This window comes from Rahnella aceris (assembly GCF_011684115.1).
Lineage (GTDB): Bacteria > Pseudomonadota > Gammaproteobacteria > Enterobacterales > Enterobacteriaceae > Rahnella > Rahnella aceris.
The window spans coordinates 52266-71368 of the sequence record NZ_JAADJV010000003.1 but is presented as its reverse complement, the minus strand read 5'-3'; the positions used below and the strand labels follow the sequence as shown (position 1 = coordinate 71368).

16 protein-coding genes and 1 pseudogene are annotated in these 19103 nt (G+C 52.0%); 6 read left to right on the top strand and 11 right to left on the bottom strand.

The genetic code is table 11. The annotated features are described in order from the left end of the window. The first annotated feature begins 173 nt into the window (after positions 1-173). The 3 genes from GW591_RS15835 to GW591_RS15825 all read left to right on the top strand — a co-directional run bounded on the left by GW591_RS15835 (position 174) and on the right by GW591_RS15825 (position 2212). The gene (locus GW591_RS15835; RefSeq protein WP_072012244.1) at positions 174-413 is read left to right on the top strand and encodes a DUF1272 domain-containing protein; all 240 of its coding nucleotides are present in this window, start codon (positions 174-176) and stop codon (positions 411-413) included. Positions 414-611: 198 nt separating this feature from the next. Then, positions 612-1256, top strand: coding sequence for a hypothetical protein (locus GW591_RS15830; RefSeq protein ID WP_013578045.1), 645 nt, complete (start codon positions 612-614; stop codon positions 1254-1256). 296 nt (positions 1257-1552) lie between these two features. After that, entirely contained in the window at positions 1553-2212 is a 660-nt protein-coding gene (locus GW591_RS15825) for a LysR family substrate-binding domain-containing protein (RefSeq protein WP_014416637.1), read from the top strand. On the opposite strand, the gene GW591_RS15820 is transcribed toward GW591_RS15825, so the two are convergent. The 3 genes from GW591_RS15820 to GW591_RS15810 are packed head-to-tail and all read right to left on the bottom strand — an operon-like array spanning position 2185 to position 4330. Further along, entirely contained in the window at positions 2185-3168 is a 984-nt protein-coding gene (locus tag GW591_RS15820; protein WP_121019867.1) for a saccharopine dehydrogenase family protein, read from the bottom strand. The genes GW591_RS15825 and GW591_RS15820 overlap by 28 nt on opposite strands. Further along, positions 3165-3569: a VOC family protein gene (locus GW591_RS15815; RefSeq protein WP_013578042.1), complete on the bottom strand. Its 405-nt coding sequence runs from the start codon at positions 3567-3569 to the stop codon at positions 3165-3167. The genes GW591_RS15820 and GW591_RS15815 overlap by 4 nt, the downstream gene beginning before the upstream one ends. 17 nt (positions 3570-3586) lie before the next feature. Beyond that, positions 3587-4330: an SDR family NAD(P)-dependent oxidoreductase gene (locus tag GW591_RS15810; protein ID WP_013578041.1), complete on the bottom strand. Its 744-nt coding sequence runs from the start codon at positions 4328-4330 to the stop codon at positions 3587-3589. A 134-nt stretch (positions 4331-4464) separates the two neighbouring features. Here GW591_RS15810 and GW591_RS15805 point away from each other — a divergent pair, with 134 nt between their 5' ends. Beyond that, positions 4465-5367, top strand: a complete 903-nt coding sequence (locus tag GW591_RS15805; RefSeq protein WP_013578040.1) for an AraC family transcriptional regulator — start codon at positions 4465-4467, stop codon at positions 5365-5367. Positions 5368-6130: 763 nt separating this feature from the next. Then, complete coding sequence (locus GW591_RS15800; RefSeq protein ID WP_095925458.1) at positions 6131-6589, top strand: acyltransferase; 459 nt, start codon at positions 6131-6133, stop codon at positions 6587-6589. Between the two features lie 55 nt (positions 6590-6644). Here the strand turns inward: GW591_RS15800 and GW591_RS15795 are convergent, their stop codons facing one another. After that, a complete protein-coding gene (locus GW591_RS15795) occupies positions 6645-9044 on the bottom strand; it encodes a glucose/quinate/shikimate family membrane-bound PQQ-dependent dehydrogenase (RefSeq protein ID WP_013578038.1) in 2400 nt (799 codons plus the stop codon). Positions 9045-9222: 178 nt separating this feature from the next. Further along, entirely contained in the window at positions 9223-11376 is a 2154-nt protein-coding gene (gene pqqU, locus GW591_RS15790; RefSeq protein ID WP_121019866.1) for a TonB-dependent receptor PqqU, read from the bottom strand. A 787-nt stretch (positions 11377-12163) separates the two neighbouring features. Between pqqU and GW591_RS15785 the strand changes: the two genes are divergently transcribed. Next, on the top strand, positions 12164-12922 hold the full coding sequence (locus GW591_RS15785; protein WP_013578036.1) for an alpha/beta hydrolase: 759 nt from the start codon (positions 12164-12166) through the stop codon (positions 12920-12922). Positions 12923-12956: 34 nt separating this feature from the next. Here the strand turns inward: GW591_RS15785 and GW591_RS15780 are convergent, their stop codons facing one another. The 6 genes and pseudogenes from GW591_RS15780 to aldA form a co-directional block, all read right to left on the bottom strand. Next, the gene (locus GW591_RS15780; RefSeq protein WP_013578035.1) at positions 12957-13775 is read right to left on the bottom strand and encodes a hypothetical protein; all 819 of its coding nucleotides are present in this window, start codon (positions 13773-13775) and stop codon (positions 12957-12959) included. Further along, positions 13775-15238 (bottom strand): hypothetical protein, encoded by a 1464-nt coding sequence (locus GW591_RS15775; RefSeq protein ID WP_121019865.1) that lies wholly within the window; start codon positions 15236-15238, stop codon positions 13775-13777. Before GW591_RS15775 ends, GW591_RS15780 begins: the two co-directional genes overlap by 1 nt. Before the next feature lie 74 nt (positions 15239-15312). Continuing rightward, positions 15313-15585, bottom strand: a pseudogene (locus GW591_RS15770) (contractile injection system protein, VgrG/Pvc8 family); the annotation flags it as partial. 201 nt (positions 15586-15786) lie between these two features. After that, a complete protein-coding gene (locus GW591_RS15765; protein ID WP_225444948.1) occupies positions 15787-16764 on the bottom strand; it encodes a coiled-coil domain-containing protein in 978 nt (325 codons plus the stop codon). Between the two features lie 240 nt (positions 16765-17004). Continuing rightward, positions 17005-17586 carry a LutC/YkgG family protein gene (locus GW591_RS15760; RefSeq protein ID WP_013578032.1) on the bottom strand — a complete coding sequence of 194 codons (582 nt, stop codon included), beginning with the start codon at positions 17584-17586 and terminating at the stop codon, positions 17005-17007. 71 nt (positions 17587-17657) lie between these two features. Further along, on the bottom strand, positions 17658-19097 hold the full coding sequence (gene aldA / locus GW591_RS15755) for an aldehyde dehydrogenase (protein WP_037032738.1): 1440 nt from the start codon (positions 19095-19097) through the stop codon (positions 17658-17660). Positions 19098-19103 lie beyond the last annotated feature (6 nt).

Genomic DNA, 19103 nt, shown 5'->3' with positions numbered 1-19103 from the left:
AATCAACGGGTTCTGATACGCATTCCAGCGATTGCGGCAGATGTTTCGTTATTCCGGTCAGTCCTTGCGCCGGATCTTTCCCAAACACCTGTTTCAGGATATGTTTATGACGAAACAGACCGGCGAACGTCTGATGGTTATCCCTGAAGTCATACTGTTGAAGGATAAATTCTATGCTGGAACTGAGACCCAACTGCGAGTGTTGCAATACCGACCTCCCCCCTGCTGCTGATGCCAGAATTTGCTCGTTTGAATGCACATTCTGTGTAACCTGTGCCGAAGACAAACTTCACGGGATATGCCCCAACTGTGGCGGAGAACTCGTTGCCCGTCCGCGCAGACCGGCCAATAAACTGGCCAATAATCCGGCGTCCATAACACGGGTATTTAAGCCAGAGGGCTGTGCTTCTTAGTTCCGCGCAGTGTCACGCCAGAGTTTCAGCCGCTGGCGTGCCTTCATCCAAAACAACGGTCATCTGTCTTCTCCTTACTTCAGGACATATAAACGCTTCTGTTTCCTGAAACTGAACTAAAGTTATCCTTCTCCTGCCACTCCCGCTGCATAAAGGGAGTCAAAGAATTCTATAACATTATTATTAAAAAGGATTTTTATGCCCCGCATCACTTCTCTGGTTTCTTCATCTGCACTGATCGGTTCGGTTTTTCTGCTCACCGGGTGTCCGCCCCCGCCTGATTTAACGCAGTGGCAGCGCCCTGGCAGCACCATAGATGACGCGCGTGTTGCGATGGGGCAATGCGGCGTCCCGCTTCCGGGGCCGGAACCTTCTTTTACCGACAATGAAACGGTGCTGTATTACCAGTGCATGGAGGGGAAAGGATTTACCTATAAGGGCGATTTCCATATTTGCGATTACTACAAAAACACCCCTGCCTGCATCGAGAAACAACAGGGACATCCGCTCAGTCAGCGACAGCTCGAAGCGCTACCTTTTGTCGCCGATAAGGGTTTTCACCCGATCAAACCGGATTCAGGCCGGGATGAGTCACAGCTCATCAGCTGGCGTAAAGCGGGCGCCTCACTGCATTTTTCACACGCTGTGGAGAACGATAAGCTCGCGTTACAAATGATGTATGAATGCGGATATCCGAAACCGCTAGGCTCGGTTCCTTTCGTTCCGACCATTCTTAAGGCCGCGAAAGTTCAGCAATGCATGCTGGATAAAGGTTTTGAACCGAAACATAAACTCATGCTGGTTTGCCGCAATTATCCGCAAGTGACAGGCTGCGGGAAATAGCGAAACCTATGTCCAGATTTCCCTGCCATCCGGCATTGAAGTGGTCAACAAATACACGATGGTTCATCAAGATGGTAAATCTACGAAGTCGAGAATATCTATGAATTTTCTGAGAATGACTGCTTCACTCTCGTCCACCAGAGATCCATAACCCCAATTTGCAAATGCAAACGACATTTCGTATCCCTGGGCGGCCTCAAAATCATTCTTATTGTCTCCGATCATTATCTTATGAAGCTTACCGTAATCGGCACGTGCTACAACTGCGTGTAGGTGTCTGGGGTCAGGTTGGAAGAGTGGAGATAGGTTATGTTGGTTCAGCGGCATTTTTTGGGGTACTCCAGGAACAGGTCCAGCGGTTTCGCAATAAATGGCCCGACGTTATGCTTAACACGAAGGAATTACCCACCGAGCAGATCCTGCCACTCCTGGAGGAAGGCAGGATAGATTTGGCTTTTGTCCGAACGCCCGTGCATCTGCCTCTGTCTGTCTCCAGCCATGTCATGGCACGGGACCGATTCTGTGTGGCTCTGCCGGCAGACCACGCTCTGTCGAAGATGTCGACGGACATTCTCCCGCGCGCGCTTTCCAATGAGTCGTTTGTGATCCCAGAACAAGGTCTGGGCTTGCGTGAGGTCGCAAGGCGCGGAAAATTCGATCCACATATCGTCTCGTCGCCCGGAACTCTGGTTGCGGTGTTGACACAAGTAGCGCTGGGTATGGGTGTCGCAATCATTCCCAGTGTGCTGATCAACACGATTCAATTGCCGAATGTCGTTTTCAGAGAAATTGCCGGCCCTGCTATTGTTTCGGAGGTGGCGGCACTATTTCGAAGGCATGAGCGATTGCCAACGGTGCGCAATCTTATTGAACAGATGCTCGAGACTGACTGCCGCGCAGCTTTAGCATGGTTTTACACACCTATGGCTCAAAGTATGGAAATACGCGTCCCTTGAATACTCAGCGCAAAATCTGCACCAAATACTTTAGCTGGCGTCTGAAATCCAGGCTGGCTTACTCCGTTAAGCACCCGTCTGGCGGCTTCGACCGCAGCGAGTGGCGTATAGGAATATCCGTTGACCGTTTCAATGACTGCATGGTGAATGTCACCATCAACCCCGGTCATTTCTACCACTGCACGAGCGACATTACCTGCGCGCTCTTCCTGAGAGGGGCCATCAGGCAAGCGTGATAAATCTCCGGATGGAAAGGCATCGCCACTCACATGGACATACATTTCAATATTTGGAATGCCGGTTGAATGCCATGCAGTAACAAGATCACCGAAAGAGAGTGGCGCACATTCTACTTTCCCTTCACCAAAATCAAAAAAGTCTGTTTTGGCATCGGTTTTCGTCGTCAGTTCACCATTGACCCTGGCAAGCAGACCCGCGCTGATAATCTCTCCCACACTGAAGGCCGAACCCCGTGACATTGAGCCTGCAACCTGCAGCGCAATTCTCAAGCGTACAGGCTCATGCACCTTTTCAGCTATCGTCACCGCGAGACAATCCGTTGGCACAACATCCCATCCCACACCAGGCAGTAACATGACCCTGGCCGTGGAGGCGAGATCATGCAGTGACTCAGCCAGCCGATAAACGTTGATTTCGGCAGTAATATCCAGGTAATGAACACCCTGAATAATGCAGGCTCGCATCAGTGATTCTGAGGTATGAGCAAAAGGACCGGCGCAGTTCAATACAACCGTTATCCCGTCTAAATGACGAGGGAGAGCCCCGGCATCATCCAACGCAAAAGCATGGGCCCTTACGTCCAATGTTTTCGCCAGTTCATCCAGTTTTTCTTTATTTCTGCCGGCAATCACGAAATTGAGACCAGCGTCTTTTGCCTGTTTGGCAATCATGCGTCCGGTATAACCGGTGGCACCGTAAATAAGTAATGTTTTCATGATGAGGTGTGCTGCCAACTTTTATAGACGAATTCCAGGGTGTAGCCGTCGGGATCGATAACGCCGGCAGCGTAATAACGGGGATCATAATAAAGGCGTGCGCCCGGCGCACCATTGTCAGCGGCTCCCGCACTCATTGCTGCGGCATAGGCTTCATCAACCCTTTCTTTGCTATTAGCGACAAAGCCAACGTGCGTGGCCCCGCCTGCAGCGTCCCCCTCGCGCAGCCAGAAAAATATCCGGCCGTTGGCACCAAAGCCTTTGAGGTCAGGATGCCCCGGCGGCCCATCATTTCCGTCATAGTCCAGGCGAACGGTGACGCCGAGAGGCGCCAGGGCTGCGGTGTAAAACGCAACGGATCGCCCGATTTCAGTCACCGATAGAAAGATATGATCGATCATAGAGCCTCCTGTCATCATTAAATGTGATAGCCGCCAGCCACTTCGATGGACTGAGCATTAACCCAGCCATTTTCATCCGACACCAGACTCGCAATGGCCTTACCTACATCGTCAGGCTCCCCAACGCGTCCAAGCGCTGTTTGTGAAGCGAGTAAGGCTTCGAACTCATCATTCAGGCCGCCGCCCAGGCCGGTACGAATGGCACCTGGAGAAATAGCGTTTGCGCGAATACGGCGTGGCCCAAACTCCTTGGCCATATAGCGTGTCAGTACCTCGAGCCCTCCTTTGAAAGCGGCATAAGGCGCCACACCTGAAGTCGCAACGCGTGTCGTTGCGCTGGTCACATTCACGATGTGCCCCCCATCAGCAAGGACGGGCAAAAGAGCCTGTGTCAGGAAGAACGGGCCTTTAAGGTGAACATTGAACAGACTGTCGAACTCATTTTCTGTCACCGTTTCAATCGGGTTAAAAAGGCCGAAACCGGCATTGTTGATCAGTACATCAAAATCAGAACGTTGCCAGAAACGGTGTAGTAAATCCTCAAGGGTCTTCCTAAAGGTAAGGAAAGTTTCAGAGCGCGAAACGTCAAGCTGGACAGCGATAGCCTTACCGCCAGTCGCTTCGATTTGTTTGATAACCTTGTCAGCGGCTTCGGGATGATTATGGTAGGTGAGTACCACGCCCATACCGCGTGCGGCACACTGGATAGCCGTACTGGCTCCTATACCACTGCTTCCACCTGTTACAAGAATAACTTTCATGATGTTTCCTTTCTCTGTGTTTGCGTTGGAGTAATAGTAAGGTAAGGGTCAAACAGGGGCTTCCGTGTTCCTGCTCGATTCTTGCCTGTTTCTGCTTTATGCTCCTTTCAACGATGAGACCGAGGATGTAAGACATGATGATGCAATCCCAGCTTGATGAGCTTTGTGGTCTTGCCGCACACGCCAGCAACTGGCGAACGGAGACGGGGATCCCACGCGTCGCGATGGTTCAGGGAAATATTCCGGCTTCGGCACTGGCTGCGGTTTATGAGCCAATGATCAATCTGATCCTCAGGGGAAGTAAGTCGATGACGGTGGGAGACCGGGTTTTCAACTATGACCCAGCCTCGTATTTTGTGATGTCGGTTGATTTACCTGCAGTGGGTGCTGTTCATCCGTCTGCGACGGGAGAACCGTATCTGGCGGTGAGTCTGACCCTGGAACCTCAACGGGTGGCTGCTATGCTGGACGATTTACCTCAATCAGCCATGAAAAACAGACCGGAAGGCGCGTTCTCTGTTGCCTCAGTGACATCGGAACTTCTTGATGCGTGGGTCAGAATGCTGCGTCTGATGAAGACCCCCGACGATATCCCCGCCCTCGCGCCCAATTATGAGCGCGAAATTCTGTATCACGTATTGAAAGGACCGCATGGCTGGATGCTGAGGGACATTGCCTCTCCGGGCACGATGTTGGCCCGAATCGGCAATGCCATTCGCTGGTTAAGACATAATTTTACAGAAGAGTTTGTCGTTGAATCATTGGCCGAACGGGAGGCGATGAGCGTATCGGCTTTTCATCGTCACTTTAAAGCCGTCACGGCCATGAGTCCTTTACAGTATCAAAAGCGCGTTAGGCTACTTCATGCCAGAACGATGTTATTAGGCAGGCAACAAAGCGTGACGTTTGTTGCCCAGGAAGTGGGGTACAGGAGTGTGCCCCAGTTTAACAGGGATTACGCCCGCATCTTTGGTCTGCCACCGCTAAAGGATGTTGCCCATCTGCGAAAGGTCATCAATGTGCGTGACAATCCGTAGCCACACCACAGGAAAACTTTGCGATCTTTGATGTGTACAATCGACACATAAGAATAACAGGTGGATGGAAAATTTTTTTGGAGTCTGAAAAATGGAGTGAGTACGGGAATTTTGGCGAAGCCAGCATAGCGACAACGAATTACATTACGGGGTATTACGGCCAGACAGCGCCCACTGAAAGCCTGCAGGCACTGTTTTCCATAACTTCGCAGATGGCATTTTTATTGTTTGAGTTCCCTTCACGGTGAGCGATTTCTCAGCCCACGCAATCCCTTTTATTGTACGAATACGTTTTTTCAGTCATCCCCTGCGTATAGTCATATTCCACCCGCAAACCATATTTCTGCACCATCGCGGTGGTACAAAAGAACCGGATGAAACGTGCTCTGCTCTGCGTTTCAAGCTGATATCTGTCAGCCGGATATTTTCTATTGCGTAGGTGTAGTTAAGTGTCTGACCATCTATTCTCGCATCTTGCACAACGGTATAAAAATCCAGTCTGAACGGGTACACGCCTTTCGCATGTTCTCTGTCGATTTGCTGACTGAAATTATGCCAGGCTTCCTCAGGCGAATCGGTCATGAGGTTTTTAACCCCGAGGCCAAGACCGGATGTGATTACCGCACACAGAAAGGGCAGTATCATGACTTTTCGTCCGCTCATATCCTGCAATTGCATTCCCGAGTGATACCAGAAAGTACCGATTACTCCGCCAGAAAAATTCAGCGATATTGTTCGTTTAACCTCGGACAGGAGAATTAAAATGCCTCATACCCCACGCGACGTGCAAATCCGCAATGTTAACACCGGGAAAAATGTCGTGATTTACGAACCCGCTAATGTGTATGACTGTATTCTCGGTGATGACGTTTTTGTCGGGCCCTTTGTGGAAATTCAGGCCAACACCAGCATCGGACGGGGGACAAAAATCCAGTCGCATACCTTTATTTGTGAATATGTCACTGTCGGGGAAAACTGCTTTATCGGCCACGGCGTGATGTTTGCGAACGATATGTTTGAGGCAGGAAAACCCGATCCCGACCGGGATTCATGGGCCAGGATCCGCGTGGGTAACGATGTGGCTGTTGGCAGCGGTGCGACCATTCTGGGCGTCACAATCTGCGATGGCGCAGTGATTGGTGCGGGAAGCGTAGTGACGAAAGACATCACTGTGAAAGGTGTTTACGCCGGAAATCCGGCGCGATGGCTACGGGCGTTGTAGCCATAAAAAAGGCCGCTTTTGCGGCCTTTCAGATTTCAGAGCTTATGACAGCTAATTATTTAGCGTCAGCGTCTGGCAGTGCGTAAGCGATAATGTAATCGCCCAGTTTGGTGCCGAACGAACCGTGACCGCCTGCTGCGATAACAACGTACTGCTTGCCATTCACAGAGTAAGTCATCGGGGTCGCCTGGCCACCTGCTGGCAGACGAGCTTCCCACAGTTTGTCACCGTTGCTCATATCAAATGCACGCAGGTAGTTATCTGCGGTCGCTGCGATGAAGAACACATTACCGGCGGTAGAAATCGGTGCGCCCAACATTGGCATACCCATTTTGAACGGCAGCGGTAATGGTGAGCTGTCACGCACGGTACCGATACGTTTTTTCCACACGATATCGTTGGTTTTCAGGTCAACGCCGGAGATGTAACCCCATGAAGGTTGTTTACATGGGAAGCCCAGCGGAGACAGGAACGGGTTCAGCGTCACGCCAAATGGCACGCCGTACTGTGGCTGAATGCCAGTCTCAGTACCGGAACCACCTTTATCGTTCTCATCTGGCTCCATAGGGTTGCCAGGACCACGTGGGATCAGTTTAGACACGAACGGCAGTGCGATCGGGTTCGCGATAGCCACCTGACGGTCGGTATCCACAGAAATACCGCCCCACTCGAACATACCGAGGTTACCCGGGAACACCAGCGTGCCCTGCTCGGATGGCGGTGTGAAGGTGCCTTCATAACGCAGTTTGTGGAAGATCACACGACACATCAGCTGGTCATAGATCGTTGCGCCCCACATGTCTTTACCGGTCAGTTTGGCTTCCGGACGGAAAGTCAGTTCGGAGAACGGCTGAGTCGGAGAAACGTGGTCGCCTTTCGCTGCGCCTTGCGGAACAGGTTTTTCAGGTGCGTCAACAATCAGCTTACCGTCACGGCGATCCAGCACGAAGATGTTACCGGTTTTGGTCGGTACATAAATCGCAGGAACTTTGTTGCCGCTCTTGTCAGTGATATCAGCCAGCGTTGGCTGCGCCGGAACGTCCATATCCCACAGGTCGTGATGAACGGTCTGATAGAACCAGGCCAGTTTACCGGTGGTCGCATTCAGCGCCAGCAGGCCGCTCGCATAACGTTCCATTTCCGGAGTACGGTTGCCGCCCCAGATATCTGGTGTCGCTACGCCGATTGGCAGGTAGACCAGATCCAGCTTGTCATCATAAGCCGCAGGCGCCCATGAGTTCGGGGAGTTTGGCGTGAAGTGCTGACCATCTTCAGGGATTTTGTTCGGTTCAGCCGCACCCGGATCGAAGGCCCACAGCAGTTTACCGGTTTCCACATCAAAGCCACGGATCACGCCGGAAGGCTCGCGGTTTGAGTAGTTATCGGTAACCGCACCCGCCACGATGATCACAGATTTAGTGATGATTGGCGGTGACGTTGGCTCGTAGTGGCCTGGCGTTGCGTAAGGCATGTTGCCTTGCAGGTTCAGCTCACCGTTGTTACCGAATGCCGGGCAACGTGCGCCGGTTTCAGCGTCCAGCGCAAACAGACGGCCATCGTTGACCGGCAGAATGATACGACGTGAACAGACAGCAGGCGCTGCGCCATTAGCCGCATCACCTTGTGCAGCAGGTGTGGTCTCATGATAAGACACACCGCGACAGGTCACGTGCTGGAAGGTCGGGTTAGAATTGAGCTGCGGATCGAACTTCCACTTCTCTTTACCGGTCGCGGCATCCAGAGCAAACAGCTTCTGGTGCGGCGTACACAGGTAAAGCATGTCGCCGATTTTGATTGGCGTCACTTCGTCAGTGATTTCGCCCGGATCGTTCGGGGTCTTCAGGTCACCGGTACGGAAAGTCCAGGCCACGTCGAGCTTGCTGACGTTTTTATCGTTGATCTGGTTCAGTGGCGAGTAACGGGTACCGCCCTGAGTACGGCCATAGGCCGGCCAGTCACTGGCAGGAACGCCGGAATCGGTTGCTGCCGGTGCAGCATCGGCAGCTTTAAGGGTGCCGTTGATTTCCTGCGGATCGTTGAAGACGGAGTACGCCAGCACAATCACGGTGAACAGCAGGGAAACGGCCAGAGCGCCGCGTGCGAAAGCATTTTTCGCCAGCATCTGGTTATACACAACCGGCAGCAGGATCCACAGGCCCAGGAAGAAGGTGACGTCTAAACGCGGCGTCAGTGCCCAGAAGTCTGTGCCTACTTCCCACACCGCCCACACCGTGGTGCCGAACAGGAAGATTGCGTACAGCAGTAATGCAGAAGAGCGACGGCGATACAGCAACCACGCGGTAACCAGCGAGATAACACCGGCAATAATGTAATAAAGAGAACCCCCTAATTTTGCCAGCCAGATACCGCCGACAAGAAGATAAATCCCGCTTAACGCGGCGAACAAAGCGGTAATTATGACGACGATGCGTGATAACGAGGCTTTCGTTTCCATAGTTGATGACCTTACTGATTTTTTATAATCGTCGATTCAGGCATGAGCCGAATCTTCAAGAACATCCGGTTCTCACCGGGTGTCATTCCTTGCATGTGCTGCCCCGCTTCAAAAAGTGCAGGTAACGGGCAGCACCGCGTGGTTCATTGTTCTGCTGACTGAACGTACTGACTAAAAGTTATTCGAAACTATAAGAAAGCGTAGCGCCGCCACCGTAGTTTCTGCCAGGTGCCGGTTCGAAATAACGGCCATTGCCTTCATTAACAATCACAGAACCGACATAATTTCTGTCGAACAGGTTGTCGACGCGGGTAAACAAATCGAGCGTCACTTTGTTCCAGTTGAAGCGGTAACCCGCATTCACGCTGGCCACGGTATAAGCGGGGGCCTGTTCACTGTTTTCGTCGTTTACTTCAATGTCGCTCATGTATCGCACATCGGCGCCCGCGTGCCAGCCGTCAACCGGTGCCCACTCAAGAGAAGCGTAGCCCATGTTGCGCGCAATACCCGGCAGTCGGTTGCCTGCTGGTGTGCAATCACCCGCGCCACAGGTCTCGTTGCGGAAAGTAGCATCGAGCAGCGTCCAGGCCATTTTCACGCGCCAGTTTTCTTCAATCTGCTGATCTAACGACAGTTCCAGACCGCGACGGCGTGTCTTACCGGCGTTGGTGTAGCTTGACCGCCCGCCGACACTTTGTGCCACAATCAGCTCGTCATCGGTATCGGTCTGGAAGACGGCAGCGGTCACTAAACCGTTGCCCACGCGCCATTTGCTGCCCAGTTCCACGGTGTTACTGGTGGAAGGTTCCAGTCCCAGATTCAGGCCAGATTTACCGTCGGTGCGGTAAGAAAGCTCGTTAATGGTCGGCGTTTCGAAACCGCGCCCGGCCGAAATATAAGTGTTCAGTGCAGGCGTCACGGCATAGTTCAGGGACGCCATCGGCAGCAGTTTGTGATAACGGCGCGAACCGCTGTCATCAGGGTTGCTGCCGGTAATGTAATAATCCTGCGAGTCGAAACTCACGGTGCTGTAACGCGCACCGGCATCCAGCGTCCAGCGCGATGTCAGGTTCCACGTGGTTTGCAGATAGGGATCGAGGTTCCACATCACGTTCTTTTCGTTACGGCGTTCGTCGCCTTTCACGCCCAGATCGCCTTCATCATTGAAGTTTTCATAACCGAAACGACGCTCGGTCATGGTTTCATAATCCAGCCCGCCGGTGACGGAAAACGGTACGGAACCTATCTGAGCGTCATGTTTCCAGCGGGTATCCACACCGGAATACTTACGTTCCAGAACAATCACCCCGCCCGCGTTCAGCGGATTTTTCTGCGATGCCGCCGGAATGGTCTGGTACTGCGTCGTGTGGCGTTCGCCGTGATAAGTCATCAGGCTGAACTCGTCGTTTTCGCCCATCTGACGCTGATAGCGTAACCCGACTTGTGTCTGATCCAGATTCTTACGGGCGTTGTACTGATCGGCGCGTTTGGCCTGCTTCGGGTCATCATGCCATTCAGATTCTGTCAGGCCACCCGGATCGTTGGCATCCACGGACACGCTGTTAAACATCAGCGTCAGGGTGCTGTCATCATCAATACGCACGCCCAGCTTGCCGTTGCCGAGATTTTTCTGCGTACCGCTATGGTCACGGTAGCCGTCAGTGGTGAAACGGGAACCGGAAATCAGGTAATTCACATCACCGGCATGGGTGCCGTCGCCGGTTGCGCCGCTGGCTTTGACGCTGTTACGAAACGAACCGTAGCTGCCGAAATAAGTGCCCGCTTCCAGTTTGGCAGGCTGTGAACCGGTTTGGGTATCGACGTTCACCACGCCGCCGGAGGCGTTGCCGTACAGCGCTGAGAACGGCCCGCGGAGCACTTCAACACGCTCTACCGAGTTCAGGTCAATATTGGAGGTCTGTCCCTGCCCGTCCGGCATGGTGGCAGGAATACCATCAACGTAAATACGCACACCGCGCACGCCATACATGGAACGGCTGCCGAATCCGCGAACGGAAAGTTGCAGATCCTGCGCATAGTTCTGGCGGTTCTGAACCTGTAAACCGGGGACGCTGCCAAGGCTTTCAGACAGATTGACCTGCGCTTTGCTGTTTCTGAAATCCCCGCCATCAATCACGCTGACTGCCGCCGGGGTATCGAGTTCGGATAATTTACCGGTGCTTTCACGCTTGATGACCATCATTGTTGATGAGCCGGCGGTGTCACCCGCATCATCTTTCGGCGACGCTGTCGAAGACTGGGCGTAACTGACTGATACCGGGTTAAAAAATGACAAAAACGTGATGATAAAAGCAGAGGTTTTGGCGTTCACTTTATGAGTTCTTTTGTTTTACGTTAAAAGGTTGAGTCAAAAAATACGACGCATCTCTCAATTCTGGACATAAGAAGTAGACATAAATTGACCAATCTGATTGAGAGCCGTGAAGGGGCTCACTATAGATTTTTTCTTCCTGTTAGTACATACGCAACTTTACAAATATAAATTTTTAACAAAATACCGCACGCAGTGTACATCTGAGGCCATTTTCAAATTCTATCTCCGCGCAAAATACAGGGTTTTATTCGTCTGATACCGTTTATATTCCGACACAAAATAAACATCCGCTTTCATTCGAAAAATCGTCCAACGATCTCCCGGTATTTATCCGCGCCTCAGTGGTAACGATTACACAATATACAACCAACTGATAATTAGGTGATTTACCGGAAAACAAAAATGCACCTGATGCGTATTTATCAGAGAATATTTTCAGCTGGCTAATTCCTTTTTGTCTTTCGAAATCCAGACGAAGGCGCAGACCTCAGAATAAATATAGACCACTATTTCAAGACAGCGGCATATTCATCGCTGTTTTTTCAGACGATAAGTTCCGTGTAATGAAACCGTGGCGTCTTTACAAAAGATATAAAAAGGAGAATTCTCACGGCGCTTAAAATACCCGCAAATAAAGCCGGGGAAACGTTTTCACCGCATCCTGCGGGTCAGCGGCTTTATGACTTTTTTGTCATCCGCAGGTCACTCCTCTGTCAGAGCGCCACACGCAAAGTGGCATCACACACTGAGTTTCATTTCTGATCACAGTAAAAGAGGTCGTGCCATGCGTTTACGTGTAGTTTCAACATTGTTGTTTGCCGCCACTGCGGCGTTCGGTTGCCAGGCAGCCACCGCTGCGCCAGTGAAAAATATCGTGCTGGTTCACGGCGCATTTGTTGGCGGCTCTGGCTGGCGTCCGGTGTATGACATTCTGACCCGCGATGGCTATAAAGTGACACTGGTACAGGAACCACTGACGTCGTTTGCCGAAGACGTTGCAGCCACTAAACGTATTCTGGACAGACAAAACGGCCCTGCCATTTTGGTCGGCCACAGTTATGGCGGCGCGATTATTACTGAAGCAGGCAACGATCCGCACGTAGCGGGGCTGGTGTATATCGCGGCGCATGCGCTGGACAACGGGGAAACCGAAGCGATTAACGGTAAGAAATTCCCGAACTCCGCGCATCCGTTTGTGAAAACGCCGGACGGTTTCCTGTACATCAATCCGGCCAATTTCCCGTCTGATTTCGCCGCAGACCTGCCACGTAAACAGGCTGAATTTGAAGCGCAGGCCCAGATGCTGACATCCGCCAGCGTATTTACTGCGAACATTCCTGATCCGGCCTGGAAAGTGAAACCGAGCTGGTACATGGTGGCGAAGGCCGACAAGATCATTAACCCTGATTTAGAACGCATGTACGCCAAACGCGCACACAGCCACACCGTGGAAATCGCAGGCGCCAGCCATTCCGTTTATGAATCACATCCAAAAGAAGTGGCCGCACTGATTGAGCAGGCGGCAATGGGGGCAGTGAAGTAAAATTATTGACGGCGGACTAAGGCGAACACTTTGATCAGCCGTATAATTCTTCCGGTAATCCTTTTGGGAAAAAACCTTCTGGCGGCACATCGATAAATTCGCCTTCAACCCGACGAATAAGGGTCCAGCCGGTTTCGGTCCACTCAGTTTCTTCCCAACCGTAATCTTTTTCACCTGTGTCTGGGTCTGACCAGTTACTGCGCCTGATGCCCTGAGATGCAGGGACTGGTTGCCCAAAGTCCTCGGGAATAAACCGGGCTGGTGCAAACTTAATATCCGGAAGATAGAATCCTGTTTGTTCGGGATTTTGTCCTATTTCTATTCTTACGGAAGGATCAAGTTCATAACAAGGTATTTTTGCTGGGAGTTCAATGTTTGAATATAAGCTTCCGCAGCCGGTATAGGTCAAATCCCCGTCGTCCCAATTGCCGCGCAAAGTATATGACAGTCTATTGTCTAATGCTGATGCTTTATATTCTAATTCAGAGATATTTAAAATATCCTCCTCCTTCATCCAGCCATTCCAAAACTCGACAATACCTTTGTTAATATTGCTCATAGCATGACCGATATCGAATGCTTTGATATCGTTATGAGTTCGTAGGATATAAGCTTTCATGTATCGTTCTTTCATTGGCCTGATATTAGGCATCACCCGAGACTCCCATACCACATCGGCCTGTTGCCACTGTGGGAGCTTTCTGGCGTTAAGCGGCATTTCACGTTTATATCTTGCCAGTGCTTCCTCATGTGCATCGATATAAGCAATAATGGCATCACGGGTTTCGGCATAATGTTCTGCTGAGATAAATTTTTCTAAAAAGTAACATTCCTGCGGATGTAAAATACCCATTATTCTTTTCCTTTTGGTTCATACCAGTTGTTTTTATTCTCTAGCTTCGGTAGCCCCAGATAAGGGCTGACAGGGTCACCGGCCACATCACCATAGCCCCAGCCGGTTTTACGCCGCTCACCGGTAAACTCTTTTCTAAGCTGCGACGGGTCCAGTACGATTTGTACCGCTCCACCTTCCAGCGAATATTCTTTGGCATTCTCATTAACTTGTGTTGCAGCGCGACCTTCCCAGACTTTAAGCGGTTGCCCCGGCGGAACGGTGTAAACGACATATTCCCCGTTTTCATTCCAGCTTTTCCATACGGCAAAGTTTTTACGCCAGTCACTTTTCGATGTCAGTTTTTCAAACTCTGCCTTACGCATCCAGCAGATGCTGTTGTCTGAAGAGTTTGGGTCAATGACCCGATAGATAATTTCACCCGGGGGAATTTCAACGCCTGTCATGGAATTATCGAAAGTATTAAATTTCCCATTCAAAGGTGTTTTGCGGTGAGGCATGTTTTTAATGTCTGGCCAGCCTTGGTCAATTTGGACGATTTGTGGTTTGGATAGTTTTTTAATCGGCTTATATTTCTCCACGGATACCCCAACATCCACCCAATCCGGTTTTTCCTGCTTAAACATCTCCACTTCTTTAGCCGCCCGTTCGCCGCCGTAGAGGTGTACGTTGGTGCCCACATGCGCGCGGTAGGCATTGTCACCTTCAACACGCAGGCGGTTTGCCAGTTTTTCCAGTAAATCCGTGACGGGGGCGAGGGCTTTACTTAGCATCCGGTCCGCGTTGCGACGTACTGCCATCAGCATGTTCCACAACGCGGCTACGGGTTGCTTTAACGATGCCGGGCCCCAGGCCGTGACTTTATCGAGAAGTTTTTTGGTGACGGAGAGGAGTTCATCAAAAACACTTAACAGATCGAAGACGTCCAGGCTGTCGATCACGCCGCGTAATTTCTCCTCGAGGAAACGGTAAGGGTTATAAATTTTCAGATACTTCAGCGCGCTGCGCGTGGCGGGCATATTCAGAAAATCGTTCAATAAGCCGATGGCGCCTTCAAGAGCACGGTAAAGCTGGCCGGGGTTGTTTAGCTGATCCAGATGACTTTTGCGCAAATACAAAAACAGGACTTTAAATCCGCCCTTGCACAGCGACCCTAACACCGGGAAGCAGCCGATCAATGTCAGGCATAACGCAACCCATGCCCAGGTGTCGCTGTCGTCTTCATTAATTTTTTTGCAGTTAGCCACCAGATCGCGGATATCGCAGAGCTGATCCACAAACGGGATCATGGAAATCACCGTCCCCGTGACGACCTGTCCGGTGGTTTGTCCGGTATTGAAATCTCCCTGCAGGATTTCCCAAATCCATTGCCCTGCGGCCTCAATTTTTCTTTGCCCGCTGCAGACCCAGCTGTCAGGCGGCGGGGTGAAAAATGCCAGCGCCTTTTCGAAATCGTCATCCATTGGTGATTGTCCCTGTTATTTCGTTAAAAGGCTGTCCGTTGCCGCATCAAGTGAGGTGTAGCGTTCCCGGTCCGGATCCGGTACAGGGTTTCGTCGGCGGAGGTGGACAGGCGCTGAAAGTCACGGATAACGCCATACACGGCGCGTTCAGGCTGGAAAGGCGTGCCCAGGGTAAAGCAGGTGAACTGGCGCAGCATCTGCGCGGCACCGATATCCGGTTCGGGGCAGGTGACGTCAACGGTGTAGGAAAAAGTCTCGCTGAGATGTTCCTCGCCGCGAAAGCTCAGCACGTCCAGATGGTACGGGCTGTTCCAGATATCGAGAGAATAGCGGGAAAGTGTGTTCATTCCGGTCCCTGGCTGACATGTGAAAAGCATCCTGCTTTTCGGGGTGTGAGGAAACTGTATTCACATGGTGAAATTGTGGGAATAGAGTTTACTCAGAATTGGGAATTCGGGAAGTGTTAATAATAAGAGGTACCAGACAAAAGCTAGTGAAGCCCTTCTGTTATCTGACCACAACAGAGGCTCTTTAGACACGCCCCCCGGTTACGCCCTGCGGGTAAACGCAATCATCAGGGAAAGGGCATAGACGACGCTGCCCAGAAATACAGCGGGGGCAAGACTGTCAAACAGATGTCCGGGTTGGGCATCTGAGTACAATACCAGCGCAACGACGGAAATCCCCATCATGGCGCCGGGTATGTGGATCCAGCGGGTCAGGCGTTCTTTTTGCTTTTTGTAGGCAGCAAATTCCTGATTTGTTCTTTCCAGCGCATTACTGAGCCGTTCGCAATCTTCTTCGTTATCACACAAGCGTTCGGCCAGGCGGCTGTTTTCATCTTCCAGCTCGGCAATCTGCTTCTTCAGTTTTGCCTTTTCGGTCTTCGCGTTCTGCCCTTCATACTCTTCGAGTTTCAGGCTGGCACGAAGCTGCGTGATTTTACGGTTCGCCTCAGCCGTCAGTTCTTTCTGCTGTCCGAGCAGGGCGTAATTCCCGTCAGCACGGCGGTTGGCGGCATGGCGTTTATCTTCTTCCTCACGCACCCGGCGTTCCGACTCGGTTTCCAGCCGGGTTAAACGCTGTTGCAGCGCATCACGCGCCGCCGCCATCGCGGTCATCTGACTGCCGGTATACGCAATCAGGCTGTTGGCGGCATCGAGTTCTGCGGAGTTTGAATGGCCGTCTGCACGCTGGCGCGAACGCAACAATGCCAGTTCATCGGCGTGCTGCTTTTTCTGTATGTCAGATTGTCGAAGCAGTTCGCTGATGCGGGTGTTAAGACGCGACAACTCCCCTTTCATCCGCTCAGCGTCTTCTGTATTGCCTTTGCCTGTTTGGTTACGCGCAACGGCCAGTTCATTCTTCAGGCTGCACACCTGTTTTTCCAGTGAGGCGAGCTTTTCGAGCGTGACGGCGGTGTCTTTATAAACAGTTTTTACTTTTGCCTTATCTGTCTCGGCGCGGCTGAAACTGATGCCTCTGAGCGCGCTTTCCACTTCGCGGGCGATGGTTGTTTTATCCATGGCTTTCATCCGGTTGCACGCACTGGCCAGGAAAGTGGCTGCTTCGTTGCTGTTACCGGTTCCAAATGCTTGTTTGATAAGGCTCTGTATCACGCTCATGGTTGCCGCACTCACTTGCCGTAAAAAGTCAGGGCACGCCCGTTGTGCACCCGTTTACTGATTGTATCAGATAGGATTTATTTTATTTACAGGAGTTATTTTAAGCGGGATGAGTACAGCAGGATCCGTGGGTTTTCGGACTTAAAGCGCGATCACCCGCAGGCTTTGGACGCCTTTGGCACCCAGCATCAGCGCACTTTCGCTGTCAGCGATCGCCGCCGGGCCGGTGACCATAATCGCGTAACGGGCATTAAAAGGCTGCGGCTGACGGTGGGCGAGATGCAGATGTTCGATGATGTGGTTAACGTCGAGCAGCACGACCAGGTTTTTAGCCATCGCGCTGAGGGTGTTCACACAAAGTTGCGGATCACTGAGAAAGACGGCGCCGGTTTCTGCGACACCAAAACAGGCACGGACCACGCCGACATCAACATCTTTCAGCGATGCCGCCTGAGTACGGGCGTCGAGACTCCTCTCTGCGATAATCTCCGGCGTGGCGGAGCAAAACAGCGAGTCTGCCGGATATAACCCGCGCAGATAGGCATTCAGCGTGGTGTAGCCATTTTGCGGTGCCCGCAGGAACCGGTCATCCCAGATACCGCCCATCAGGGTCAGCGCACGGCCAAATTCTTGCTGCGGATGGGATTTTTCAGCCGGTGGCGGGAACAGCGTTTGCATGAATTTATGCTGACGAATGCCGGTCAGGAAATCGTTGCGGCTCATGGGGTTTCCTTGTCAGGTGAAAGTCAGCAAAACCGGAGTCAGGTTCCCCTGCTCCGGCCACAGTGTGTTAATTAATGGAACTGCAGGTACGCAACATGCGTTTGCAGATATTCCTGCAAGCCATGTTTACCGTCGGCACCACCGACGCCCGACTTACGCCAGCCCGCATGGAAGCCCTGCATGGCTTCGAAGTTTTCACGGTTGATGTAGGTCTCGCCGAATTTCAGCTGTTTCAGTGCTTTCATCGCCGTATTTATATTGCTGGTGTAAATCGATGACGTCAGGCCATATTCGCTGTCGTTTGCCATGGCAATCGCCTCATCCAGCGTTTTGAACGTGGCGACCGGCAGCACCGGACCAAACACTTCTTCATGCATGATCGGCATGTCCTGCTTCACATCCACCAGCACCGTCGGCTGATAGAAGAAACCTTTGTCGCCATGACGTTTGCCGCCCAGCAGCACTTTTGCGCCCTGTGACACGGCTTTCGCCACTTTATCCTCCACACGCTGCAATGCCGCCGCGCTGATCAGCGGCCCCATATCCAGCTCTTTTTGCTCGGCGGTATTGCCGAACGTCACTTTTTTCATCGCTTCGCTGATGCGCGAAATGAATTCGTCGTATACGCCTTCCTGCACGTAAACACGCTCCGCGCAGTTACACACCTGCCCGGTATTGATGACGCGCGAGCTCACGATGGCTTTCACCGCCAGATCCAAATCGGCGTCATTCATCACGATGGCTGGCGCTTTACCGCCCAGTTCCAGTGAGACTTTGGTAACGTTCTGTGCCGCCGCAGTCATGGTGGCGATACCTGCAGCCACGCTCCCGGTCAGACTGACCATGCCGACTTTAGGATTCGCCGCCAGTTCCTGCCCGACGGTCGGGCCGTAGCCGGTGACAATATTCAGCACACCTTTTGGCAGGCCAATTTTGTGAATAATTTCCGCGAAAATCACCGCGTTGTTTGGCGTGATTTCACTCGGTTTGATGACGATGGTATTGCCGGTGATCAGCGCCGGGGCGGCTTTACGGGCGATCAGGAAGAACGGGAAGTTCCACGGCAGAATACCGGTGGTCACGCCGATGGCTTTGCGGAACACAAAGATGTTTTCATTTGGCCGGTCACTCTGAATGATTTCGCCTTCGTAACGGCGTGCCCATTCCGCCATGTAATCAAGGTAGTCGGCGGTGAACAGTACTTCGGTTTGCGCCAGGCCGTAGGTTTTGCCGCCTTCCGCAATAATGGTTTCCGTCAGTTCGGCTTCGCGCTCACGAATACCGTCGGCAATTTTATGCAGCCACACGCCGCGCTCCACCGCAGGTAACGCTTCCCAGCCCGGTTGCGCCGCTTCTGCTGCATCAATGGCTTTTCTGGCGTCTTCTGCTGAGCCTTCAGGGATCTGCGAAATCACCTGTTCTGTCGCCGGGTTCACAACGTCGATCCACTTACCGCCGGTGTTTTCAACGAACTCGCCGTTGATGTACATACGTTTCTGAACTGTGCTCATGTAAGG